The sequence below is a fragment of the Pedococcus sp. P2_D7 genome (assembly GCF_056404295.1).
On record NZ_JBFUEH010000001.1, the window covers coordinates 148,389 to 171,580 of the forward strand.

The following is a 23,192-nucleotide window of genomic DNA, read 5'->3' on the forward strand; positions in this document are numbered from 1 at the left end:
TAGGCGGCGGGCCCGCTCAGTGGGCGGTCCAGCCGCCGTCCATCGAGAACGACGAGCCCGAGACCGAGTCCGCGGCCGGGCTGCACAGGAAGGCCACCAGCTCGGCGACCTCGTCCGGTTCGACCAGCCGCTTGAGGGCGACCGGCGCCAGCATGACCTGCTCGACGACCTCGTCCTCGGAGATGCCGTGGGTGCGGGCCTGGTCGCTGATCTGCTGCTCGACCAGGGGCGTGCGCACGTAGGCCGGGTTGACGCAGTTGCTGGTGACCCCGTGCTCGCCACCCTCGAGCGCGGTCACCTTGGACAGGCCCTCCAGCCCGTGCTTGGCCGAGACGTAGGCGGCCTTGTAGGCGCTCGCCCGCAGGCCGTGGACGCTCGAGACGTTGACGACCCGGCCCCAGCCCTGGTCGTACATGTGGGGCAGGACGCGGCGGGTCAGCCGGAACGGCGAGGTCAGCATGAGCCGGATGATGAGGTCCCAGGTCTCCACCGGGAACTCGTGGATTGGGCTGACGTGCTGGATGCCGGCGTTGTTGACCAGGATGTCGACGGTGCCCGGCAGGGCGTCGACCGCGTCGAGGTCGGCCAGGTCCATCGCGAGCGTCTCGACCGCGCCGACCCGGTCGAACCGGGAGAGGCCCTCGGCGTCGCGGTCCACGGCATACACGCTGGCCTTGGCCGCGACCAGCCGCTCGACGCAGGCGGCACCGATGCCGCTGGCGGCGCCGGTGACCAACGCGCTCCGTCCGGACAGGTCGAGCAGCGTTGGCGTCATCGGCATGCGGTGAGACTAGGTGCGGCGCAAGCACGCGAGCATGTGGTGCCAGCCCACAGTTGGCTGCGAACCTGTGTGGTCGGTCCGGACAGGCCGGCGGCCGGCACACCGTCGCTTCGGTATGCCGGCCACCGGCCTTGCTGGGGTCCCTCGCCTAGGCGGGGACGCTTGCGGCGCCGGGCGGCAGGAAGCGCCGGCCGGTCACCTTCTCGGCCACGCCCTCGCGGTCGAGCAGGGGGGTGAGGCCGCCGTTCCAGAACTGGAACCCGGCACCGGTGATCATGGCCAGGTCGAGGTCCATCGGAGCGGCGACCACGCCCTCGTCGAGCATCCGGCGCGCCTCGTCGGCGAGGACGCCCAGCACGCGCTCCCGGACCTCCTCGGTGGACAGCACCACCGGGTCGGCCGGCTTGTCGAAGAGCGCCTCGACCTCGGGGTCGACGACCGGCTTGCCCTCGGGCCAGGTGTAGATGGCCGACTTCTTCGCGGCCACGACCTTGCGCAGGTTCTCGGAGACGTAGAAGCGGTCGGGGAAGGCCTGGGCCAGGGTCTCGTTGTTGTGCAGCGCGATGGCCGGGCCGACCAGGCCGAGGAGGATGAACGGCGGCATCGGGGCGAGCCCCGCGAACGCACGGTCGGCGACCTCGATCGGGGTGCCCTCGTCGACCACCTTGGCGACCTCGCCCATGAACCGTCCGAGCAGGCGGTTCACGATGAAGGACGGGCTGTCCTTGACGAGGATGGTCGTCTTCTTCAGTCCCTTGCCGGTGGCGAATGCTGTGGCGAGGGTGGCGTCGTCGGTCTGCTCGCCCTTGATGATCTCGAGGAGCGGCATGACGGCGACCGGGTTGAAGAAGTGGAACCCGACGACCCGCTCGGGGTGGGCGAGCTCCGAGGCCATCTCGGTGATCGACAGGGACGAGGTGTTGGTCGCGAGGACGCACTCGGCGCTGACGATCGCCTCGACCTCGGACCAGACCTGCTTCTTGACCGACATCTCCTCGAAGACCGCTTCGATGACGAAGTCTGCGTCCGCGAAGCCGTCCTTGGACGTCGCCCCGGTGACCAGGCCCTTCAGCCGGTTGGCCTTGTCGGAGCTGACCCGCTTCTTGCCGAGCAGCTTGTCGACCTCGCCGTGGACGTAGCCCACGCCCTTGGCGACCCGCTCCTCGTCGAGGTCGGTCATGACGACCGGCACCTCGAGCCGCTGGGCGAACAGCAGGGCGAGCTGGCTCGCCATGAGTCCGGCGCCCACGATGCCGACCTTGGTGACCTTGCGGGCCAGGGCCTTGTCGGGCGCGCCGGCGGGGCGCTTGGCGCGACGCTGGACGAGGTCGAACGAGTAGAGCCCGGCCCGCAGCTCGTCACCCATGACGAGGTCCGCGAGGGCCTCGTCCTCGGCGGCGAAGGCCTCGTCGCGGGTCGCGGTGCGCGCCTGACCGACGAGCTGCAGCGCGCGGTAGGGCGCGGGAGCCTTGCCACCGGTCTTGAGGTCGACCAGACCCTTGGCTGCCTTGATCGCCGCGGTCCACTCGGCCTCGTCGGTCGAGACCGGGGGGCGGTCGACCTTCGTCCGGCCGGACAGCACCGAGGCCGCCCAGAGCAGCGACTCCTCGAGGAAGTCGGCCGGCTCGAGCAACACGTCGGCCAGGCCCAGCTCGAAGGCCTGCGGACCCTTGAGCATGCGGTTCATGGTCATCGGGTTCTCGATGATGACCTTGAGGGCGTTGGCCGGGCCGACCAGGTTGGGCAGCAGGTAGCAGCCGCCCCAGCCGGGGACGAGACCGAGGAAGGTCTCCGGCAGGGCCAGCGCGGGGACCCCAGCCGAGATGGTGCGGTAGTCGGTGGACAGGGCGATCTCCACGCCGCCACCCATGGCCGCACCGTTGACGAACGCGAAGGTCGGCACGGGCAGGTCCATGATCGCCGCAAAGGCCGCGTGCCCCGCGCGAGCGACCTCTAGCGCCTGCTCGCGGTCTGCTGCCTGGGAGACTGCCTTGAGGTCGGCGCCGACGGCGAAGATGAACGGCTTGCCGGTGATGCCGACGGCCTGGATCTCGCCGGCTTCGGCGCGCGCCCGCAGGGCATCGACCGTGGCCTTGAGGCCGACGATGGTCTGCGGGCCGAAGGTGTTGGGCTTGGTGTGGTCGAAGCCGTTGTCCAAGGTGATGAGGGCCAGTGTGCCGGCCTTGCCCGGCAGCACGACGTCGCGGACCGGGGTGTGGGTCACGACCTCCTCGAACGCGGGAGTGGTGCTCGTGGTGGTGTCGCTCATGCTGCGACCTCCTTGCCGTAGTCGGCGTGGTGGGGGTTCTCCCAGATCACGGCGGCGCCCATCCCGATCCCGATGCACATGGCGGTCAGGCCGAAGCGCACCTCGGGGTGCTCCTCGAACTGGCGGGCGAGCTGGGTCATCAGCCGCACGCCGGACGACGCGAGCGGGTGCCCGACGGCGATCGCCCCGCCGTACTGGTTGACCCGGGGGTCGTCGTCGGCGATGTCGAAGTGCTCGAGGAAGGCGAGCACCTGCACGGCGAACGCCTCGTTCAGCTCGAACAGGCCGATGTCCTCGATCGACAGGCCGGCCTTGGCCAGGGCCTTCTCGGTGGCCGGGACGGGGCCGATGCCCATCACCTCGGGCTCGACACCCACGAACGCGAAGTCGACGAGGCGCATCTTCACCGGCAGGCCGAGCTCGCGGGCCGCCGTCTCCGACGCGAGGAGGCACGCGGTGGCACCGTCGTTGAGCCCGGCCGAGTTGCCGGCGCTGACGTTGCCGTGCGGTCGGAACGGGGTCTTGAGCGTGGCGAGGTCCGCCACGGTGGTGCCCGGGCGCGGCGGCTCGTCCTGGGTGGCCAGGCCGTAGCCGAGCTCCTGGTGGCGGGTGGCGACGGGCACGAGGTCGGGCTGGATCTGCTCGTTGGCGTAGGCCTTGGCGAGCTTGTCCTGCGACCCCACGGCATACGCGTCGCTGCGGTCCTTGGTGATCGACGGGTAGCGGTCGTGCAGGTTCTCCGCCGTCGAGCCCATGACCAGGGCCGAGGGGTCGACCAGCTTCTCCGCGACGATCCGCGGGTTGGGGTCGACGCCCTCACCCATGGGGTGGCGGCCCATGTGCTCGACCCCTCCGGCGATGGCGATGTCGATCGAGCCGAATGCGATCGAGCTCGCCGTGGTCGTCACGGCGGTCATCGCGCCGGCGCACATGCGGTCGACCGAGTAGCCGGGAGTGGTCTTGGGCAGACCCGAGAGGAGGGCGGCCATGCGACCGAGCGTGAGGCCCTGGTCTCCGATCTGCGTGGTGGCGGCGATGGCCACCTCCTCGACGCGCTCCGGCGGGAGCTCGGGGTGGCGGCGCATCAGCTCGCGGATGCAGCGGATGACGAGGTCGTCGGCGCGCGTCTGGGCGTACATGCCCTTGTCGCCGGCCTTGCCGAACGGTGTCCGGACACCGTCGACGAACACGACCTCATGAAGGGTGCGGGGCACGGGTGGCCTCCCTGGGTATGTGGATCTGGCTCGGGGTGGTGGTTCACCGGTATGCCGGTGGGTCCGCGCTCGATGCTACTCCGCGGTAACAAGCGGGTCACCGGCTCCGCGCGTGAGAGCCGTCACCCGGCCGCCCCTCTTCCGGACGCCATCTCATGCAAAAGGCGAGTTAGCGCCGTTCTGGGGCGGCGCTAACTCGCCTTTTGCATGAGTAGGCGCCGGGGAACGGTCAGGCGTCGGGGTTGGCCTCGAAGGCCGCCTCGATCAGGGGCGCGACCACGGCGGTCTGCCAGTGCCGGGCCCCGAGCCCGGACAGGGCCTCTGCGAACGCTGCCGCCGTGTGTTCTGCGGGCGGTGACCAGATCACGCGGCGCAGTGGCTCCGGGGACAGGACGTTCTCGACCGGGATCGCGTGCTCGGTGGCGAACGCGGTCAGCGCCTCCCGCGTGGCGGTGAGCCGGGCCGCGGCGACCGGGTTGCGCTCGGCCCACGACCGCTGCGGGGGCGGGCCGTCGGAGCGCAGGGTCATGGGGGGCAGGTCGGCGTCCGGGATCGCGTTGGCCCGGGCGATGGCGTCGAGCCACTGGCGCTGGTAGCGGCGCACCGAGCGGTGACCACTGGGCAGCGCGCCGTTCTCGGTGGGCGACTCCATCGCGACCTCGACCAGCACGGCGTCGGGCAGCACCCGGCCGGGGGAGACGTCACGGTCCTGGGCGATCTGGTCGCGGGTCTCCCACAGCTCGCGCACCACGGCGGCGATCCTGCGGTGCCGGACGCGGTGCATCCCGCTGGTGCGGCGCCACGGGTCGACCCGCTGCGCGGGACCGGTGAAGTCGAGCAGCGCCTCGAACTCCTCGCGGGCCCAGCTGTCCTTGCCCTGGCGGGCAAGGTCGACCCCCATCAGGTTGCGGACGTCGACGAGGACCTCCACGTCGAGGGCCGCGTAGCGCAGCCAGGGCTCCGGCAGGGGACGCGTGGACCAGTCGACCGCCGAGTGCTCCTTGGCCAGCGACAGGCCCAGGTAGTGCTCGACGACGGCGGCCAGGCCGACCCGCGGAAGGCCCAGGAGGCGCCCGGCGAGCTCGGTGTCGAACAGCTGCTGCGGTCGCAGCCCCACCTCGGCCAGGCAGGCCAGGTCCTGGGTGGCGGCGTGCAGGATCCACTCGGCGCTGCCGATGGCGTCGTTGACCGGCGACAGGTCGGGGCACGCGATGGGGTCGATCAGCCAGGTGCCGGACCCCTCGCGGCGGAGCTGCACGAGGTAGGCACGCTGGCCGTAGCGGTAGCCGCTGGCGCGTTCGGCGTCGAGGGCGACCGGGCCCTCGCCGGCGGCGATCGCGCGGGCGGCCTCCATCAGCGCCCGCTCCGACTCGACCACCGGCGGCACCCCGTCGGCGGGCATGTCGAGCGGGGTCAGCGGCGGGGCTGGCTCCTGCTCGGGCTCCACCGCCTGGTCGGCGTCGGTGTCGGTCACCGGGTCAACCTATCGGGCCAGCGCGTCCCGGCACCGCGTGGCGCTCAGCACTCCACCGTTCAACGGCGTGGCCCGGGCAGGGCGATGACGCCCTCCGGCAGCGGCGGGAGCCCCGCGATGGTGCACAGCAGGTCGGACCACGCGACCAGGTGGGCACCGACATTGCCGGCCACCGGGGTCCACGAGGCGCGGACCTCCATCTCGACGCTGGCGGGTCGGTCGGACAGCCCCGCGAAGCTCTCGGAGACGACGCGGGTGACCGTGCCCGCCTCCGCGGTGTAGCCGAGGTGGTGGCTCTCCAGCGCATCGGTCAGCCACGACCACCCGACCGCCCCGAGCATCGGGTCGTTGGCCAGCTCGGGCTCGAGCTCGGCCCGGGCGAAGGTGACGGCGCGCCAGGCGCCGTCCCACGGGTCCGGGACCGACGGGTCGTGCAACAGCACGAAGCGTCCGGAGGCGAGCTCGTCCTCGTCCGCAGCGGCGCCGACCACCTCGGCGGTGAGCGCCACGGCATACGGCGCGATGCGCTGGGGAGCAGGGACCTCGGTGAGACGGATCTCGGGGCGCAACCGCGCCCCGCGCAGGTCGCTGAGCGCCTGCGTGAACTCGGGGGATTGGTCGCCAGGGACCGTTCGGCTGCCCACCATCAGAGGGTATGCCGAGGGGTCGGATATCACAGGGAGGTTGCCGTCCGCGTCGTGTCGCGCCGAAAGGTAGCGTGCGCGCATGCTCTCCCTGCTCGCGCTCGCGTCCAGCGCGTGCTGGGGCACCTCGGACTTCTTCGCGGGGCTGTTCTCCCGCCGCAGGCCGGCCGTGGCCGTGGTCGGGTGGACCCAGTCGCTCGCCTTCCTCGTGCTGTGCGTCGCCGTCGCGGTCCGCTGGGACCACGTCACGTGGAGCGGCTGGCCCCTGTGGTCGGTCGGCGCCGCCCTGTCGGGGGTGGCCGGGCTGCTCTGCTTCTACACCGCGCTCGCGACCGGCACCATCGGGGTCGTCGCGCCCATCGCGGCCCTCGGCGTGGCCGTGCCCGTGCTCCTGGGAGTCGCCACCGGGGACGAGCCGTCCTCCTGGACCTGGGTGGGCATCGTGGTCGCCGTGGTCGGGGTGACCCTCGCGTCGGGACCCGAGCTCAGTGGTGGGGTGTCACCTCGACCGGTCGTGCTGGCCGGGATCGCGGCGGTCGGGTTCGGCCTCGCGCTGTTCTGCATCGACCGTGGCGCGCGGTCCTCCACCCTGATGACCCTCTGGGGGATGCGCGGGGTGTCGTTCGTCGTCTTCACGACCCTGGCCCTCGTCGTGCGCAGCCGCGGCGGCGTCGTGGTGAAGGAGCTGCCGGCCCTGCTCCTCATCGGCTGCGGCGACATGGGCGCGAACCTGCTCTTCGGGATTGCGTCGTCCCGGGGGCAGGTCAGTGTCGCCAGCGTGCTCGGCTCGCTCTATCCCGTGGTCACCATCCTGCTGGCGCGGCTGCTGCTCAAGGAGAAGCTGCGCAGGATCCAGCAGGTGGGGGCCGTGCTCTCGCTGGCGGGCGCGGCGATCATCGCCCTCTAGGCCACCTAGAATCGCTCGGTGACCTCCCCCCACGACTCTGCCCTGGTCCGTGCTGCCCGCCGCGAACCCGTCAGCCACACGCCGGTGTGGTTCATGCGCCAGGCCGGGCGGTCGCTGCCGGAGTACCGCGCGGTGCGTGAGGGCATCGGCATGCTCGACTCGTGCCGCCGTCCCGACCTCGTCACCGAGATCACCCTGCAGCCGGTGCGCCGCCACGGCGTCGACGCCGCGATCTTCTTCTCCGACATCGTGGTGCCGCTCGCTGCCGTCGGGGTCGACCTCGACATCGTCGCCGGGGTCGGCCCGGTCGTCGCCAAGCCGATCCGCACCCGCGCCGACCTCGACCGGCTGCCCGAGCTCACCCCCGACCACGTCCCCTACATCACCGAGGCCGTGGGGCTGCTGACGGCCGAGCTGGGGGCGACTCCCCTCATCGGGTTCGCGGGCGCCCCCTTCACCCTGGCCAGCTACCTCGTCGAGGGCGGCCCGAGCAAGAACCACGAGCACGCCAAGGCGCTCATGTACGGCGACCCCCAGCTCTGGCACGACCTGTGCGCCCGGCTGGCCCAGATCTCCGGCGCCTTCCTCGACGTGCAGGCCGCAGCCGGCGCCTCGGCCGTGCAGCTCTTCGACTCGTGGGTGGGCGCCCTCCCGCGCGCCGACTACGAGCGCTTCGTGGCGCCGCACTCCACCGCCGCGCTCGCCGCTGTCGCGGGCCGCGGCATACCGATGATCCACTTCGGGGTCGGCACCGGTGAGCTGCTGGCGTCGATGGGCGCCGTCGGCGCCGACGTGGTGGGGGTCGACTACCGCGTGTCCCTCACCGACGCACTGGCCCGGCTCGATGGCCGGTATGCCGTGCAGGGCAACCTCGACCCCGCGCTGCTCTTCGCGCCGTGGGAGGCCCTGGAGGCCACGGTGCGATCGATCGTCGAGGAGGGCCGCGCCGCTCCGGGACACATCTTCAACCTGGGCCACGGCGTCCTGCCGGACACCGACCCCGACGTCCTCACCCGCGTCGTCGAGCTCGTGCACGAGGTCGGCCAGCGCTGACGCACTCACACGCTGACCGACCTCGGCATGCCCCCGCGGGACCTACTGGGGGAGGACTGCAGGCGACGGGTTCACCGGACGTCGCCGACGCAGGTACCACCACACCGGAAGGCCCAGCAGGGCGAACAGGGCGAGGAACGGGAGCAGGGCCCCGAGGACGGTGAGCAGCACGCTCAGCGAGCCGGTGAAGGCGTCCCAGCCGCCCTTGAGCCCGACGAGGAACCCGGCCTGGTCCGGCTCCTCGACGATTGCGCCGGGCTCGGTGGTCAGGCTGATCTGGATGGGCGAGCGGGCCACGCTGCCCTTCAGCGACGCGAGCTGCGCCTCGAGCGACTCGAGGTCCGACTGGCGACGGGTCAGCTCGGCCTCGAGGGCCACGATCTGGTTGAGGTCCTTGGCGTCCTCGAGGAAGGCCCGCACCCGCTCGACGCTGACGCGCATGGTCTGCAGTCGTGAGGTGGTGTCGACGATCTGCCCACCGACGTTCTCGCTGGAGCTCGTGGACCGGATGACGGTGCCGACCGAGCCAAGCTCGGCGATGACCCGGTCGAGCTCGGCCGAGGGCACCGAGATGGTGATCTCGCCATAGGTCGTCGCGGTGACCTTGGCCGACTCGGCCAAGGGTGCGTCACCGGCCGCCGTGCCGATGTTCTCCGACAGGACGATGCCCTGGGCGGTGGCAGTGGTGGCCCGCACCTTGGCCACGGCCTGGCCGATGTTCTTGACCTTCAACGCGATCGAGGCTCGGCGGGCCAGGGAGTCCTGGCTGGCGGCGAGGTTGGCGGTGGTCACCGGGTCGGCGGTCGAGCCGCTGGCGCCCTTGCCGGGGCTGCCCGCGGACGATGGTGTGTCGCCGGAGGAGTCGGCTGCGCGCCCTCCTGACTCGTCGGAGAACCCGGCCTGGGGGCCGGAGGCGGCAGAGCTGCCGGAGCTGTCGCCGCTGCTTCCAGCGCACGAGGCGAGGGCGAGGGTGGCGAGGAGGGCTGCCCCGATGGCGGCAGCGGTGCGGTGCGATCGAACACGGATCATGGCGACTCCCTGGTGGTGGAGCGGGTCGTGGAGAGGTCGTGCGGCGGTGCGGATACCGGTGCGACTCGTGCCGTGCGCTCGACGTTCCCACCCGGTGGTGTCGAAAGAGTCACGATCTTGAAAGGGTGTGGGCATGGTCGGATCACGAATCCTCATCGTCGGGGGAGGCATCAGTGGGCTTGCCTGCGCTTGGGAGCTGTCGCATGCGCTTCCCGACGCGACCATCACGCTGGTCGACGCAGCCGACCGTCCGGGTGGCAAGCTCCGCCGGGAACCCGTGGCGGGCGTCGCCCTCGACGTCGGCGCCGAGTCGATGCTCGCCCGGCGACCGGAGGCGCTCGACCTGGTCACCGAGCTGGGACTCGACCTCGACGTGGTGCACCCGGCGACGACCGCTGCGTCGATCTGGTCGCGCGGCGACCTCCACCCGCTGCCCAAGGGGACCCTCATGGGCATCCCGTCGCCGGCGTCCTCCGCGCTCGGCATCCTGTCATCCGCCGAGGTGGCCAGGGCCGAAGCCGAGCAGCCCTGGGAGGCCGGCGAGTTCGACGACGTGTCGGTCGGTGACTACGTCTCGGCGCGGTTGGGTGAGGCAGTCGTCGACCGCCTCGTCGAGCCACTGCTGGGTGGTGTGTATGCCGGTCAGGCCAGGCTGCTGTCGCTGCGCGCCTGCCTGCCCCAGGCCTTCGAGGCGGCCCGGCGGGGTGAGTCGCTGGCCGCCGCCGCTGCGGGCGCCGCCACCGCCGCTGCCGCGGGGGCGGCTGCCGCGGGGGCGGGTGCCGCGGGGGCGGGTGCCGCGGCCGGGGCGACGGTTGACGCGGCTGAGCCGACGCCCGTCTTCGCCGGCCTGGCCGGCGGGGTGGGGCGGTTGGCCGAGGTGCTGACCGAGTCCCTGCGGGGACGAGGAGTGACGATCCGCAGTGAGACCATCGTGCGCGAGCTGCACCGTGAGCCGGTCGCGGCGGGGGGCGGGTGGACCGTCGTCGTCGGTCCGCAGCCCCGACCCGAGCGGCTGCACGCCGACGCCGTGGTCCTGGCGACTCCGGCCGCCCCGACGAGCAGGCTGCTCGCCCCCCACCTGCCGCAGGCGTCCAGGGCGTTGCGGGAGATCGACTACGCGTCGATGGCGATCATCACGTTGGCCGTGGGCGCCGACGGTCCGCACACCGTGCCCCTTCCGGGCTCGGGGTTCCTCGTCCCTGCAGTGGAGGGGCGCACGATCAAGGCGAGCACGTTCTCGTCGACCAAGTGGGCGTGGACCGCCGACGCTGCGGGTGACCTGTCTTTCCTGCGCGCGTCGGTGGGCCGCTATGGCGAGACCACGGACCTCCAGCGACCCGATGACGAGCTGGTCGCGATCGCGGTGGCGGAGGTCAGTGAAGCCCTCGGGCACCAGCTGCCCCGCATCGTCGACACGCACGTCCAGCGATGGGGCGGGGCCCTGCCGCAGTACACGGTCGGTCATCTCGACCGGGTCGCCAGGATCCGCGCCGACACCGCGACCGCACCGGGGCTGGAGCTGGCCGGCGCGGCATACGGTGGCGTCGGGATCCCGGCGTGCATCGCCAGCGGTCGCGCGGCGGCGCAGGCGGTGGCCACCCACCTGCGGGCGCGGTCGGCGGGCACGGGAGGATAGGGGCATGAGCGAGCCGCACCCCTCCAACCCCAACGCCGCCCGGATCCGCGAGATCAACGAGTCGATCCGCTATGCGATGTGGTCGGTGTTCGCGGTCAACGGTCCCTTGGGTGACGACCGTGAGGTGATGGCCAAGGAGGTCGAGGACCTCTTCGCGTCGCTGGCGGACGAGGGTGTCGTGACCCGTGGCGTCTACGACATCGGGGGTCTGCGCGCCGACGCCGACTTCATGGTGTGGTGGCACGCCGAGCGGATCGAGGACGTGCAGCGGGCCTACCGCGCCCTGCTGCGCACCGACTTCGGCCACCTGCTCGAGCCGACCTGGTCAGCGGCCGCGCTGCACCGGCCGGCGGAGTTCAACAAGAGCCACATCCCCGCGTTCCTCGCCGACGAGGCGCCGAAGGACTTCATCTGCGTCTACCCGTTCGTGCGGTCCTACGAGTGGTACCTGCTGCCGGACGCCGAGCGCCGCGACATGCTCCGCGAGCACGGCCAGCAGGCGCGCGACTTCCCCGACGTGCGCGCCAACACCATCGCGTCGTTCGCGCTCAACGACTACGAGTGGATCCTGGCCTTCGAGGCGGACGAGCTGCACCGCATCGTCGACCTGATGCGCGAGCTGCGGGCGTCGCGGGCTCGGATGCACGTCCGCGAGGAGCTGCCCTTCCACACCGGCCGACGCGTCGAGGTCGGCGAGCTCATGGCGTCGCTGCGCTGAGCGAGGGTCCCCCCTTTATCGGGTCTAGGGCCTTGGTTGCGCTTCACCCGAGGAGGGTTCTCGGGTGAACAGCAACGTTCTCGGGTCAAGGTCGGCGCCGCTGAGGGATCCGCCTGTCCACTGGTGCTCACGGTCGCGGCGTCCTGTCCACAGGTCGTTGCACTGACGATTGCCGGTGTGACGGCTGCGTCCGACCGTGGCGCCCATGGACACCCACCTCCTCGACCTCGCCAGGGCCCAGTCTGGGGTCATCACCACCGCACAGGCTCGCGCCGCCGGGTTGGACCGATGGGGGTTGCGTCGTCTCGTCCACCACCGTGAGCTGCTGAGCGTGACCCGCGGGGTGTATGCCGTGCGGACCGAGTCCGAGGGCGAGCTCAGCAGGGAGGCGATGCACGTGCGCTTGGGACGCGCCATGGCGTTGCTCTATCGCGACTGCAGGCTCGCCGGTCACACCGCGCTTGTCGCGCTGGGCCTCCCCGCGTGGGGCGCCGACCTCTCGCGGGCGCAGCTGGAGCGGCCAGTACAAGCGGAGGTGCTGACCCAGGATGCGGTGATCCGACCGGTGTTCGAGCTGCGGCGCCAGACGGCCGACGACGAGTCCATCGAAGAGGTGCCGAGGGACGAGGTGGTGATGGCCGAGGGAAAGGGTGCAGGGTTGCGGCCCACGCGCGGTGAGGGCCCCGAGCCGGAGGACCTCACGACCGCGATGGACGTCGAGCATCCTGCGACCGTGTCTCCGGCGATTGCGCTCATCCAGCACACTCTGCAGAACGGCGCGGCCGCAGGTGTCGTTGCCGTCGACGCCGCGCTCCGCCAAGCGATGGTCGGCACCGAGGAGCTGGAGCTGCTGGCTGATCGCGTCCGAGGGTGGCCACGATCCAGCCGCGTGCGCACCGTGCTTACTCATGCCGACGGGAGGTCAGAGTCCGTGGGTGAGTCCAGACTGCGGTTCGGTCTGGCGATGCTGGGCATCGAGCTGATCCCGCAGGTCCGCATCACGAATGAGCACGGGGCGATCGTCGCCCGAGTCGACTTCCTGGTCGCCGGGACGAACGTCGTGGTCGAGTTCGACGGCTTGGTGAAGTATCGCGACGGCGGTTCACAGGCCCTGGTGGCGGAGAAGCGGCGGGAGGATGAGCTGCGTCGCCTGGGCCATGGGGTCGTGCGCGTCATCTGGTCGGAGCTCGACCGCCCGGGATTGATCGCGGCGCGGATTCGGGCGGCCGCCTCCCCAGGGAAGGTTGCGCTTCACCCGAGAACGGACGTCGGGTGAAGCGCAACAAAGCCCCTAAACCCGATAAAGGGGAGGTCAGGCCTTCGGGCGCATCGTCAGGCTGATGCTGTTGATGCAGTAGCGCTGGTCGGTCGGGGTGCCGTAGCCCTCGCCCTCGAAGACGTGCCCGAGGTGGCTGCCGCAGTTGGCGCACCGGACCTCGACGCGCTTCATGCCCATCGTGACGTCCTCGATGTACTCCACCGACTCACCGGCGAGCGGCGAGTAGAAGGACGGCCAACCGCAGTGGCTGTCGAACTTGGTGTCCGAGGTGAACAGCTCCGCGCCACAGGCGCGACAGGCGTAGACGCCCTCGGTCTTGGTGTCGGTGTACTCGCCGACGTAGGGGCGCTCGGTGCCGGCTTGGCGGAGCACCTGGTACTCGGCCGGGCTGAGCTCGGCGCGCCACTCCTCGTCGGTCTTGGACACGGCGTACGTGCGGTCGGTCTGCTCCATGCTCACGCTGCGACTCCTTCGCGGGACGGTGACGGTGTTTCGTCGGCGGTATTTCGTCAAGAGGTGCTTCACGACCATCTCAACGCAATCGGCGTCCATTCTGGTCCCGACCATCCTGACGGCCCGGTGACGGGCGCCCCGGCTAGGCTCGCGCCATGGCGGCCAAAGCAACCGAGCTGGAAGTCCCGGGGGGTCCTGAGGGGTCGCGGCTGGTCCGCGTCTCCAGCCCTGACCGGCTGATCTGGCCCGACGACGGGATCACCAAGCTCGACCTCGCGCAGTACGCGGTCGAGGTGTCGGACCCCTTCATGGGCGCGCTGGGCAACCGCCCGGTGACGCTCCAGCGGTTCCCCGAGGGCATCACCGGCGAGGAGTTCTGGACCAAGAACCCGCCCAAGGGGATGCCCGACTTCATCAACCCGGTCATGTGCACCTACCCCTCCGGTCGCAAGCACCTCCAGGTGGTGGTCGACGAGCCGGCCGCCGTCGTGTGGGCGATGCAGATGAACACCGTGACCTTCCACCCCTGGCCGGTGCGGACCAGCAACGTCGACAACCCCGACGAGCTGCGGATCGACCTCGACCCCCAACCCGGGCGCGACTTCAAGGACTCGGTCGAGGCGGCCCTGGTCCTGCGCGAGCTGTTGACCGAGCTCGGGCTCACGGGGTGGGCGAAGACCTCCGGCAACCGCGGGGTGCACGTCTTCGTCCGCGTCGCGCCCACGCACGAGTTCCTCGACGTGCGGCACGGGGTCATCGGCATCGCGCGCGAGCTCGAGCGTCGGCTGCCCGACCTCGTCACGACCTCCTGGTGGAAGGAGGAGCGGGGCGAGCGCGTCTTCGTCGACTTCAACCAGGCGTGCCGTGACCGCACCATCGCGTCCGCCTACAGCCCGCGCCCGCTGCCCGGGGCCCCGGTGAGTATGCCGGTCAGCTGGGACGCGCTGCCGGGCGTCAGCCCCGGCGACTTCACCGTGCGGACCGTCCCCGGCATCGTGGCGGCCTACGGCGATGCCTGGGCCGGGATGGACGACGCGGTGGGGGATGTGGCCGCGGCGATCGCGTTGTGGGACAAGGACATCGAGGAGCGGGGACTCGGCGAGCTGAACTTCCCCCCGGACTACCCGAAGATGCCGGGGGAGCCGCCCCGCGTGCAGCCGAGCAAGCGTCGCAAGGACAAGTCCGACGAGGACTACATGCCGCCCAAGGCCGAGCGCGACGCCGACCTGCGCACGGTGTGGGGTCCGGTGGTGCCACCGGTGGCCCCGATGCTGGCCAAGCCCGTCAAGGGGATCCCGACCGGTGACTACCTGTTCGAGCCCAAGTGGGATGGCTTCAGGTCGATCATCTTCCGGTCCGGTGACCAGGTCGAGATCGGCAGCCGCAACGAGAAGCCGATGACGCGCTACTTCCCCGAGGTGGTGGAGGCGGTGCTGGCCAACTTCCCGGAGAAGTGTGTGGTGGACGGCGAGATCGTCCTGATCGGCGACACCGGTGACCGACTCGACTTCGACGCACTGCAGCAACGGATCCACCCAGCCGCCAGCCGGGTGAAGAGGCTGGCAGCGGAGACGCCGGCGAGCTTCGTCGCGTTCGACCTGCTGGCGATCGGCGATGAGGACCTCACCGAGCGCCCGTTCGCGGAGCGGCGCGCGCGCCTGGCGGAGGCCTTCGCGGAGGTCCAGCCGCCCATCCACCTGACCCGTGCCACCGACGACCCGTCGGTCGCGCAGGAGTGGTTCGAGCAGTTCGAGGGAGCCGGGCTCGACGGCGTCATCGCCAAGCCGCTCGACATCGCCTACGTCCCGGACAAGCGGCTGATGCTCAAGATCAAGCACGAACGCACCGCCGACTGCGTCGTGGCCGGCTATCGCACCCACAAGAGCGGCGACGACGCGATCGGCTCCCTACTGCTGGGTCTGCACACCGACGACGGCTCGCTGCAGAGTGTCGGCGTCATCGGGGCCTTCCCGATGGCCCGGCGCAAGGAGCTGTTCGAGGAGCTCCAGCCCCTGGTCACCGACTTCGACCACCACCCGTGGGCGTGGGCCGCCCAGGAGATGGGCAGCCGCACCCCGACCACCGGGGCGACCTCGCGGTGGAACGCCGGCAAGGACCTGTCCTTCACCCCGCTGCGGCCGGAGCGGGTGGTCGAGGTGAAGTACGACCACATGGAGGGCATCCGGTTCCGCCACACGGCTCAGTTCGTGCGCTGGCGTGCGGACCGGACGCCGGAGTCCTGCACCTACGACCAGCTCGAGGAGCCGGTCAGCTTCGACCTCGCCGACGTGCTGGGCGAGACCGCCACCCAGAAGCACGGGTCGGGGGAGAAGTAGTGGCGGCCTCGTCCACCCCCGCCCGGAAGGCAGCCATCGCCGGAGCGGTCACGGCGGGCTCGCTGGCCGCAGCGGGCGCGCTCAGCACCCTGGGCGCGGCGTCCTACTTCGCCCGCCGGGTGCTGACGCCCGACCGCCAGCGCCCGGACGACACCCAGATCCTCGCGGTCGAGGGCGACTCGGTGACCCTGGGCGTCAGCCCCGACACGCTCTCGCCAGGGCGCTACGGACTCTGGCTCGACGGCGACCGCGGTCATGCGCGGGTGGGTGAGGTGCTGGAGGTCCACGAGGGTTCCGGCCGCGTGCGCCGTGAGCTCCTGGGGGTCGACTTCGGGCAGCTCACCAGCGGGTTCGGCCGTTGGAACCAGTACTACTTCGCGAGCCCTCCCGACCGTTCGCTCGGGTTGCGCACCGAGTACGTCGACGTGGACACCGAGCTCGGCACCATGCCGGCCTGGGTCGTGCCCGCGCCGGCCCAGTCGGACCGCTGGGCGATCCTCGTCCACGGTCGTGGTGCCCGGCGTCAGGAGGGCCTGCGCGCGGTGCGCCCCCTGCACGACGCGGGTATCAACGTCATCATCCCCAGCTACCGCAACGACCTCGGTGCCCGCAGTGGCCCCGACGGCCGCTACAACCTCGGTCTCTCCGAGTGGCGTGACATCGAGGACGCGGGGCTGCTCGCGGTGCAGCGAGGGGCGCGGGAGCTGGTGCTGGTGGGCTGGTCGATGGGTGGCGCCATCGTGCTGCAGACCCTCGGACGGTCATGGCTCGCCGAGCACGTCACCCACGTGATCCTCGACGCCCCGGTCATCGACTGGGGAGACGTGATCGCGCACCACGCGCGAGCCAACGGCATACCCGCTCCCATCGGTGGGCTGAGCCGCGCGCTCATGGGACGGCGCTCGGCGCGGCGGCTCGTGGGCGTGCACGACCCGGTGGACGTGGCGAAGACCAACTGGGTGTCGCGCGCGGGCGAGCTGCAGCACCGCGTCCTGCTGATCCACTCGGTCGATGACGAGTTCGTCCCGGTCGGACCGTCGCTCGCCCTCGCCGGGGCGCGGCCGGACCTCGTGACGATGGAACGGTGGGACCGCGCCAGGCACACCAAGGAGTGGAACGTCGACCCCGAGCGCTGGGAGGCGTCGGTGTCGGAGTTCGTCAGCTCGTGACCCAGCGCGTCTGTCAGCGGTTGACGAACCAGCGGCTGAGGATGGTGCCGTCCTCCTCGAGGAGGAGCGTCGGCGACGCAGGCAGGTTGAGGTTCGGACCGCGCGCGATGGTGGGGTGCTCGCCCCCGACGAGGATCGGCGACCACGTGAGGTCGAGCTCGTCGACCACCCCTGCGGCCAGCATGCTGTTGAGCAGGCTCGGGCCACCCTCGCAGAGGATCTGGCGGAAACCCTTGTCCTCCAACATGTTGCGCATCTTCACGAAGTCCACCTGGTCCTGGCCGCAGGTCAGGACGAACTCCTCGCCGAGGGCCCCCCGTGAGGCTTCCAGCACGGCGGGGTCGGCGCCCTCCCGGGTGATCAGGTAGACCGAGCCGAACGGGCCGTCGACCACGCTCGGGGGCACCTTGCCCTGGTGGCTGACCACCATGAGCACGGGCGCCCTCGGGTCCTCGGCCCGCAGGGACGGGTAGCCCTCGGCCCGCACGGTGCCCGCTCCGACGACCACGACGTCCGTGAGTCGGCGCAGCAGGTCGAACACGACGTGGTCGGCCGGGGTGTTGATGCTCCCCGAACGGTCGTCGGCCCCGTTGGCGGCACCGTCGAGGCTGGCCACGAAGTTGGCCCGGAGCCATCGGCGGGCCGGCGCGACGTAGAGGTCCGCGAGGGTGGCGGCGTCGACGTTCACGCCGGGGGCATGGGTGCTGGACGAGTCGAGCAGCAGGCGCATGTCCCACAGTGTTGCATTTATCCCCTGACTCCCGTCACTAGGCTGCGCTCGTGCCTGGCTCGCTCGTGGACCGATTCCCGCAGCTCGACCGTGGACGGCTGGTGCGCGAGCTCGTGCCGCCGCCCCGCTTCGACGCCGAGCGCTTCACGACCTACCGACCCGATCCGGTGGAGCCCTCCCAGGCCGCGGCGGTCACGCGGCTGGAGGGGTATGCCGCGGGGCTCGGACAGCGCTCAGGCGGCGGGTGGTTCGGGCGTCGCAAGGCTGCCGCCGACGACGGGCGCGGGATCTACCTCGACGGCGGGTTCGGGGTGGGCAAGACCCACCTGCTCGCGTCGCTGTGGCACGAGGCCCAGGGCGACAAGGCCTTCGGGACCTTCGTGGAGTACACCAACCTCGTGGGTGCCCTCGGCTTCCAGCCCACCGTCGAGGCGTTGAGCGGGCACCAGCTGGTCTGCATCGACGAGTTCGAGCTCGACGACCCCGGCGACACGGTGCTGATGGCCACGCTGCTGTCCCGACTGGCCGGCGCCGGGGTCTCGCTGGCCGCCACCTCGAACACGCTGCCCGATGCGTTGGGCCAGGGGCGGTTCGCAGCGGAGGACTTCCTACGCGAGATCCAGTCGCTCTCGGCCCGGTTCGAGGTGCTCACGGTGGACGGGCCCGACTACCGACACCGCGACACCGTGGACAGCCCGCCGCCGTCGTCCGAGGACGAGGTGCGCGAGGGCGTCGACGGCGAGGGCGGCGTGCTCGACCACTTCGTCGATGTGACGCGACACCTCGCCCACGTGCACCCGAGCCGCTACCGCGCACTGCTCGACGGGGTCACCGCTGTCGGCTGGACCCACGTGCGGCCGGTCACCGACCAGGCCGTGGCCTTGCGCCTGGTCGTCCTGGCCGACCGTCTCTACGACGCTGACCTCCCGTTGTACGCCAGCGGTCTCCCGCTCAACGAGGTCTTCTCCGCAGAGATGTTGGCGGGCGGCTACCGCAAGAAGTACTACCGAGCGATCAGTCGACTGACCGCACTGGCACGCCACCCAGAGCACTGAGTCGCCCGACATCCCTCGCGCGGCACGACCGGCACTGACAGGATGCGGGAATGAGCAAGGGCAAGAAGGACAAGGGCGCGAAGGACAGCGGCAAGAACCTCAAGAAGGCCAAGGGGGACAAGAAGTCCAAGGTCGCCGGGCTCGACGCGACGGTGGCCTCGGACAAGGGTGTTCCGGCACCCTCGAGCTTCGCCGACGCGCTGAGGGTGGGCGAGGGCTTCATCCTCGCCGACTGCGACCCGCGTTCGACCCCTGGCTTCGACGGTGACAAGGCTGATGGCGAGCAGGCCCTCGCTGCGCGGGCCGGTGAGATCAGCCAGTTCCAGGAGCGGTTGTACGCCGAGTCCAAGGGTGACGTGAAGCGGTCCCTCCTGCTCGTGGTGCAGGGCATGGACACCTCGGGCAAGGGCGGCATCATGCGCCACGTCGTGGGACAGATGGACCCCCAGGGCGTGAAGTACACGGCCTTCAAGGCTCCCTCGCGCGAGGAGCGCGCGCACCCCTTCCTCTGGCGGATCCGCAACGCCCTGCCGGCTCCCGGACAGGTCGGGGTCTTCGACCGGTCGCAGTACGAGGACGTCCTCATCGTGCGGGTCCACGAGCTGGTGCCGCGCGCGACCTGGTCTCGCCGCTACGCGCAGATCAACGACTTCGAGGCCAAGGCGGCCGCCGCCGGCACGACCATCGTCAAGGTGATGCTCAACATCTCCTCCGACGAGCAGAAGGCGCGGCTCACCGAACGGCTCGACCGTGAGGACAAGCACTGGAAGTACAACCCGGGCGACGTGGACGAGCGGCTGCACTGGCCGGAGTACCAGGCGGCCTACCAGGCAGTCTTCGAGAAGACGTCCACCGCAGCAGCGCCCTGGTTCGTCGTGCCGGCCGACCGAAAGTGGTACGCCCGCCTCGCCGTCCAGAACCTCGTCCTCGAGCACCTGGCCCAGATGGACCCGCAGTGGCCCCCGGCGGACTTCGACGTCGAAGCCGAGAAGGAGCGACTCGCCAAGTCGTGACTGGGTCGCGATGAGTTCGGCACGCTCTGCGGGTCGGTACTCGTAGGGGACCGACGTGGGTCGGCCCTGACCACCTCCACCGAAGGAGCAACGATGCTCAGCGAGTCCAAGGCCTTCAGCGGTTTCTCGGTGCCCGACACCGAGGCCGCCCGCGCGTTCTACGCCGACAAGCTCGGGCTGGAGGTGACCGAGGACCACGGCATCCTGCAGATCCAGCTGGGCGGCGGCCACCACGCCATCGCCTACCCCAAGCCCGACCACGTGCCGGCAGGCTTCACGATCCTCAACTTCCCGGTCGCTGACATCGAGGCGACCGTCGACGACCTGACCTCGCGTGGTGTCGTGTTCGAGAAGTACGAGGGCACCCAGATGGAGACCGATGCCAAGGGCATCTTCCGCAAGGGCGGCCCGCTCATCGCCTGGTTCACCGACCCGGCGGGAAACGTGCTGTCCGTGATCGAGGACCAGGGATGATCGAGGACCAGGGCTGATCGAGAACCAGGGCTGATCGAGGACCAGGGCTGATCAGCCCTGACCCGCCCTCGACCCGCTCCTACGCGCTGAACGCCCGGTCGACGATCACCCGAGCGTGGGTGGCCGACAGACCGGCGTCGAGGGTGCCGAACGTCACGCCGTGCTGCCCACCGAGACGGCTGGCGACGAACGCGTCCGCGACCTCGGTCGGAGCGTGCCGGGCGAGCAGCGAGGCCTGCAGCGTCACCGCAAGCTGCTCCACGACGTGCCGCGCGCCGGCTTGCGCGCCCGGCTCCGCGGCATACCGGACGACGTCGTCGACCCGCGCGATCGCGGCGTCGAGGACGGAGCTGTGCCCGTGCGCCAGCGCGAGCTCCTTGCGGAACGCCTCGACCGACACTGGTTCGCGCGTGATGGCACGCAGGACGTCGAGCGCGTTGACGTTGCCCGAGCCTTCCCAGATCGAGTTGAGGGGGGCCTCGCGGTAGAGCCGGGCCAGGCCGTTCTCCTCGACGTAACCGTTGCCGCCCAAGCACTCCAGCGCCTCGGCAACCATGGGCGAAGTGCGCTTGCAGACCCAGTACTTGCCCACGGCGACGCCCAGCCGCGAGAGCGCGGTGTCACCCTCGTCGACGGCGTGGGCGAGGCGCAGGGCCAGCGTGGTCGCGGCCTCGACCTCGAGCGCCAGGTCGGCGAGGACGTTCGCCATGAGGGGCTGGTCGACGAGCAGCGCACCGAAGGCCGACCGGTGGCGGGCGTGGTGGACCGCACGCACCAGCGCCGCGCGCATCGTGGACGCCGAGCCGAGGATGCAGTCGAGGCGGGTGGCCGCCACCATGTCGAGGATCGTGCGGATGCCTCGGCTCTCGTCGCCGACCCGCACGCCCCAGGTGCCGTCGAGCTCGACCTCCGACGAGGCGTTGGAGCGGTTGCCCAGCTTGTCCTTGAGGCGTTGCAGCGCAAAGGGATTGCGTGTGCCGTCGTCGAGCGCGCGCGGCACGAGGAAGCAGCCCATGCCGGCCTCCGTCTGGGCGAGCACGAGGAACCCGTCGCTCATCGGCGCAGAGCAGAACCACTTGTGACCCGTCAGGCGGTAGGTGTCGCCGCCCTCGACCGGACCGCCCGCTGTGGCGACCGCCCGGGTGGTGTTGGCGCGCACGTCCGAGCCGCCCTGCTTCTCGGTCATCCCCATCCCCACGAGGGCCCCACGCTTCCGGTCGAGCGGTCGCAGCCCGAAGTCGTAGCTGCGCGAGGCGATCTGGGGCAGCCAGCGCTGCTGGAGCGCGGGGTTGGCAGCGAGAGCCGGCGCGGCGGCATACGTCATGGAGATGGGGCAGAGGTGACCCTGTTCGTTCTCCGACCAGGCGATGAAGCCGGCGGCTCGGCGCACGTGCGCCCCGCTGCCCGTCGGCCGGGTCCACGGCTCGGCGGTGAGGCCGGCGCCGACAGCGACGGTCATCAGCTCGTGCCACGCGGGGTGGAAGTCCACCTCGTCGAGGCGTTCCCCGGTGGGGGAGTGGGTGCGCAGGACCGGCTCGTTCTCGTTGGCCTGCACCGCCCATTCGCGCGCCTCGGCACTCCCCGCGCGGGCGCCCAGGGCGCATACCTCGTCGTATGCCGCCTGGCTGGCCCAGCGTCGCAGGCCCTCCTCGAGGGCGGGCTGGGAGGTGACGGTGTTGGCGTCGGGGAGCGGGGGTACCTGGTTGGTCACGGCGTGGGTGGGCACGGGGGCACACTATGCCGGGATACCGTGACGGGGTGACTCCCAAGGCTCGGGTACGGCGCGCACTGCTCCGCGTGCCCGGCGCCATGCCCGCGGCGAGGCTCACGGTGGAGACGATCCGGGTCTGCTTGCGCTACCGGGTGACCGGCCTGGCGTCGGAAGCCGGGTTCTTCATGCTGCTGTCGCTGCCACCCCTCGTGCTGGGGTTGTTCGGTGGCGTGGGGTATGTCGGCGGGTGGCTCGGCAACGACATCGTCAAGGACCTGATCAAGGGGATCCAGGACTTCTCGTCGGAGTTCCTGGTGGCAAACGTCGTCGACCAGATCATCCTGCCGACCGCGAACGACGTGCTGCAGAACGGCCGTGGCGACCTCATCTCGCTGGGCTTCCTGCTGTCGATCTGGTCGGGGTCGCGCGCCCTCAACGTCTTCGTCGACACCATCTCGATCATGTACGGGCAGTCGGGGGAGCGGGGGATCGTGCGCACCCGCGCGCTGTCCCTGACGTTGTACTTCCTGTCCCTGCTCGTCGGCATCATCGTGATCCCGCTGGTCGTCATCGGCCCGTCGTGGCTCGGTGACCTGCTGCCCGAGGAGGTGCACTTCCTCACCTACCTCTACTGGCCGGTCGTGAGCGTCCTGGCCGTGGCGAGCATCGCGACGCTGTTCCACATCTCCACGCCCAGGCGGTCGCCGTGGCTGCGCGACGTGCCGGGGGCGGTGCTGACGCTCGTGATCTGGGTGCTGGCGTCGTTCATCCTCCGGGGGACGCTGACGGCGTCCGTGAGTGGGGGCACGTCGATCTACGGTCCGCTGTCGACCCCGATCGTCCTGCTGATCTTCCTCTACGCCCTGGCCATCGCGGTCCTCATCGGGGCGGCCCTCAACGCGGCCATCCGCGCCATGTGGCCGGTCGAGGACCGGCTCTCCCTGCGGGCCAAGGGCGTCGAGTGGGTCAAGGGCTGGGCGAAGCGGCGCAAGGCTTCCACCCGACCGGTCAACGGCCCTGAGGCGTCGGCCGAGGCTGCCGCTGCGGGCGCAGCGCAGGCCGACGAGGAGCTGTCGACGTCGGTGAAGGCGCTGCGCGACGAGGCGCGAAAGCCGCTGACCCCCATGCCGCGGACGCCTGGAACCGACACCGACGACACCCAATTTGGAGACGACGCCGATGATCGGATAATGTCTGCACGCACGCGCAGCGGGTGAAACACCCCGTTCAACACCAATAGCGCGTGA

20 protein-coding genes are annotated in these 23,192 nt (G+C 70.9%); 11 read left to right on the forward strand and 9 right to left on the reverse strand.

All coding sequences use genetic code 11. The features are described 5' to 3' along the window. Window positions 1-16: 16 nt before the first annotated feature. The 5 genes from AC1DWJ_RS00695 to AC1DWJ_RS00715 all read right to left on the reverse strand — a co-directional run bounded on the left by AC1DWJ_RS00695 (window position 17) and on the right by AC1DWJ_RS00715 (window position 6,385). Entirely contained in the window at window positions 17-781 is a 765-nt protein-coding gene (locus AC1DWJ_RS00695) for a 3-hydroxybutyrate dehydrogenase (protein WP_457252837.1), read from the reverse strand. Window positions 782-929: 148 nt separating this feature from the next. Then, entirely contained in the window at window positions 930-3,050 is a 2,121-nt protein-coding gene (locus AC1DWJ_RS00700) for a 3-hydroxyacyl-CoA dehydrogenase NAD-binding domain-containing protein (RefSeq protein ID WP_457252836.1), read from the reverse strand. Continuing rightward, complete coding sequence (locus AC1DWJ_RS00705) at window positions 3,047-4,264, reverse strand: thiolase family protein (protein ID WP_457252835.1); 1,218 nt, start codon at window positions 4,262-4,264, stop codon at window positions 3,047-3,049. The genes AC1DWJ_RS00700 and AC1DWJ_RS00705 overlap by 4 nt, the downstream gene beginning before the upstream one ends. Before the next feature lie 229 nt (window positions 4,265-4,493). Further along, a complete protein-coding gene (locus AC1DWJ_RS00710) occupies window positions 4,494-5,738 on the reverse strand; it encodes an HRDC domain-containing protein (RefSeq protein ID WP_457252834.1) in 1,245 nt (414 codons plus the stop codon). 59 nt (window positions 5,739-5,797) lie between these two features. After that, on the reverse strand, window positions 5,798-6,385 hold the full coding sequence (locus tag AC1DWJ_RS00715; protein WP_425564830.1) for a DUF3000 domain-containing protein: 588 nt from the start codon (window positions 6,383-6,385) through the stop codon (window positions 5,798-5,800). Between the two features lie 79 nt (window positions 6,386-6,464). On the opposite strand from AC1DWJ_RS00715, the gene AC1DWJ_RS00720 reads away from it, so the two are divergent. Both AC1DWJ_RS00720 and hemE read left to right on the forward strand, forming a co-directional pair. Further along, entirely contained in the window at window positions 6,465-7,289 is an 825-nt protein-coding gene (locus AC1DWJ_RS00720) for an EamA family transporter (RefSeq protein ID WP_477619770.1), read from the forward strand. An 18-nt stretch (window positions 7,290-7,307) separates the two neighbouring features. Next, window positions 7,308-8,342 (forward strand): uroporphyrinogen decarboxylase, encoded by a 1,035-nt coding sequence (hemE, locus tag AC1DWJ_RS00725; protein ID WP_477619771.1) that lies wholly within the window; start codon window positions 7,308-7,310, stop codon window positions 8,340-8,342. A 42-nt stretch (window positions 8,343-8,384) separates the two neighbouring features. Here hemE and AC1DWJ_RS00730 read toward each other — a convergent pair whose 3' ends face one another. Continuing rightward, a complete protein-coding gene (locus AC1DWJ_RS00730) occupies window positions 8,385-9,371 on the reverse strand; it encodes a DUF4349 domain-containing protein (RefSeq protein ID WP_457252831.1) in 987 nt (328 codons plus the stop codon). Window positions 9,372-9,504: 133 nt separating this feature from the next. On the opposite strand from AC1DWJ_RS00730, the gene hemG reads away from it, so the two are divergent. From hemG to AC1DWJ_RS00745, 3 genes are all read left to right on the forward strand, one after another. Beyond that, window positions 9,505-11,007, forward strand: a complete 1,503-nt coding sequence (hemG, locus tag AC1DWJ_RS00735; RefSeq protein WP_477619772.1) for a protoporphyrinogen oxidase — start codon at window positions 9,505-9,507, stop codon at window positions 11,005-11,007. A 4-nt stretch (window positions 11,008-11,011) separates the two neighbouring features. Next, entirely contained in the window at window positions 11,012-11,725 is a 714-nt protein-coding gene (gene hemQ / locus AC1DWJ_RS00740; RefSeq protein WP_457256819.1) for a hydrogen peroxide-dependent heme synthase, read from the forward strand. A gap of 205 nt (window positions 11,726-11,930) precedes the next feature. Next, window positions 11,931-13,001 carry a type IV toxin-antitoxin system AbiEi family antitoxin domain-containing protein gene (locus AC1DWJ_RS00745; protein WP_477619773.1) on the forward strand — a complete coding sequence of 357 codons (1,071 nt, stop codon included), beginning with the start codon at window positions 11,931-11,933 and terminating at the stop codon, window positions 12,999-13,001. A gap of 36 nt (window positions 13,002-13,037) precedes the next feature. Here AC1DWJ_RS00745 and msrB read toward each other — a convergent pair whose 3' ends face one another. After that, complete coding sequence (gene msrB / locus AC1DWJ_RS00750; RefSeq protein ID WP_457256831.1) at window positions 13,038-13,457, reverse strand: peptide-methionine (R)-S-oxide reductase MsrB; 420 nt, start codon at window positions 13,455-13,457, stop codon at window positions 13,038-13,040. Between the two features lie 155 nt (window positions 13,458-13,612). Here msrB and AC1DWJ_RS00755 point away from each other — a divergent pair, with 155 nt between their 5' ends. Together AC1DWJ_RS00755 and AC1DWJ_RS00760 are read left to right on the forward strand one after the other, a co-directional pair. Then, window positions 13,613-15,793, forward strand: a complete 2,181-nt coding sequence (locus AC1DWJ_RS00755) for an ATP-dependent DNA ligase (protein ID WP_477619774.1) — start codon at window positions 13,613-13,615, stop codon at window positions 15,791-15,793. Next, a complete protein-coding gene (locus AC1DWJ_RS00760) occupies window positions 15,793-16,962 on the forward strand; it encodes an alpha/beta hydrolase family protein (RefSeq protein ID WP_477619775.1) in 1,170 nt (389 codons plus the stop codon). Before AC1DWJ_RS00755 ends, AC1DWJ_RS00760 begins: the two co-directional genes overlap by 1 nt. 13 nt (window positions 16,963-16,975) lie before the next feature. Here the strand turns inward: AC1DWJ_RS00760 and AC1DWJ_RS00765 are convergent, their stop codons facing one another. Continuing rightward, window positions 16,976-17,692, reverse strand: a complete 717-nt coding sequence (locus AC1DWJ_RS00765; RefSeq protein WP_477619776.1) for a dihydrofolate reductase family protein — start codon at window positions 17,690-17,692, stop codon at window positions 16,976-16,978. A gap of 50 nt (window positions 17,693-17,742) precedes the next feature. Between AC1DWJ_RS00765 and zapE the strand changes: the two genes are divergently transcribed. The 3 genes from zapE (at window position 17,743) to AC1DWJ_RS00780 (ending at window position 20,234) form a co-directional block, all read left to right on the forward strand. Next, window positions 17,743-18,747: a cell division protein ZapE gene (gene zapE, locus AC1DWJ_RS00770; protein WP_477619777.1), complete on the forward strand. Its 1,005-nt coding sequence runs from the start codon at window positions 17,743-17,745 to the stop codon at window positions 18,745-18,747. A 50-nt stretch (window positions 18,748-18,797) separates the two neighbouring features. Continuing rightward, complete coding sequence (locus AC1DWJ_RS00775; protein ID WP_477619778.1) at window positions 18,798-19,760, forward strand: polyphosphate kinase 2 family protein; 963 nt, start codon at window positions 18,798-18,800, stop codon at window positions 19,758-19,760. Window positions 19,761-19,853: 93 nt separating this feature from the next. Beyond that, entirely contained in the window at window positions 19,854-20,234 is a 381-nt protein-coding gene (locus AC1DWJ_RS00780; RefSeq protein WP_477619779.1) for a VOC family protein, read from the forward strand. A 79-nt stretch (window positions 20,235-20,313) separates the two neighbouring features. On the opposite strand, the gene AC1DWJ_RS00785 is transcribed toward AC1DWJ_RS00780, so the two are convergent. Beyond that, window positions 20,314-21,960: an acyl-CoA dehydrogenase family protein gene (locus AC1DWJ_RS00785; RefSeq protein WP_457256808.1), complete on the reverse strand. Its 1,647-nt coding sequence runs from the start codon at window positions 21,958-21,960 to the stop codon at window positions 20,314-20,316. A gap of 32 nt (window positions 21,961-21,992) precedes the next feature. Here AC1DWJ_RS00785 and AC1DWJ_RS00790 point away from each other — a divergent pair, with 32 nt between their 5' ends. After that, window positions 21,993-23,162 carry a YihY/virulence factor BrkB family protein gene (locus AC1DWJ_RS00790; protein ID WP_457256807.1) on the forward strand — a complete coding sequence of 390 codons (1,170 nt, stop codon included), beginning with the start codon at window positions 21,993-21,995 and terminating at the stop codon, window positions 23,160-23,162. Window positions 23,163-23,192: the final 30 nt, after the last annotated feature.

Excerpts from the sequence above, each read along its gene's own strand:
- AC1DWJ_RS00720 (WP_477619770.1), top strand. The coding sequence starts at position 6,465 with ATGCTCTCCCTGCTCGCGCTCGCGTCCAGCGCGTGCTGGGGCACCTCG.
- AC1DWJ_RS00700 (WP_457252836.1), bottom strand. The coding sequence starts at position 3,050 with ATGAGCGACACCACCACGAGCACCACTCCCGCGTTCGAGGAGGTCGTG.
- AC1DWJ_RS00730 (WP_457252831.1), bottom strand. The coding sequence starts at position 9,371 with ATGATCCGTGTTCGATCGCACCGCACCGCTGCCGCCATCGGGGCAGCC.
- AC1DWJ_RS00695 (WP_457252837.1), bottom strand. The coding sequence starts at position 781 with ATGCCGATGACGCCAACGCTGCTCGACCTGTCCGGACGGAGCGCGTTG.
- hemG (WP_477619772.1), top strand. The coding sequence starts at position 9,505 with ATGGTCGGATCACGAATCCTCATCGTCGGGGGAGGCATCAGTGGGCTT.
- AC1DWJ_RS00765 (WP_477619776.1), bottom strand. The coding sequence starts at position 17,692 with ATGCGCCTGCTGCTCGACTCGTCCAGCACCCATGCCCCCGGCGTGAAC.
- AC1DWJ_RS00755 (WP_477619774.1), top strand. The coding sequence starts at position 13,613 with ATGGCGGCCAAAGCAACCGAGCTGGAAGTCCCGGGGGGTCCTGAGGGG.
- AC1DWJ_RS00780 (WP_477619779.1), top strand. The coding sequence starts at position 19,854 with ATGCTCAGCGAGTCCAAGGCCTTCAGCGGTTTCTCGGTGCCCGACACC.
- AC1DWJ_RS00715 (WP_425564830.1), bottom strand. The coding sequence starts at position 6,385 with ATGGTGGGCAGCCGAACGGTCCCTGGCGACCAATCCCCCGAGTTCACG.
- hemQ (WP_457256819.1), top strand. The coding sequence starts at position 11,012 with ATGAGCGAGCCGCACCCCTCCAACCCCAACGCCGCCCGGATCCGCGAG.
- AC1DWJ_RS00775 (WP_477619778.1), top strand. The coding sequence starts at position 18,798 with ATGAGCAAGGGCAAGAAGGACAAGGGCGCGAAGGACAGCGGCAAGAAC.
- AC1DWJ_RS00745 (WP_477619773.1), top strand. The coding sequence starts at position 11,931 with ATGGACACCCACCTCCTCGACCTCGCCAGGGCCCAGTCTGGGGTCATC.
- msrB (WP_457256831.1), bottom strand. The coding sequence starts at position 13,457 with ATGGAGCAGACCGACCGCACGTACGCCGTGTCCAAGACCGACGAGGAG.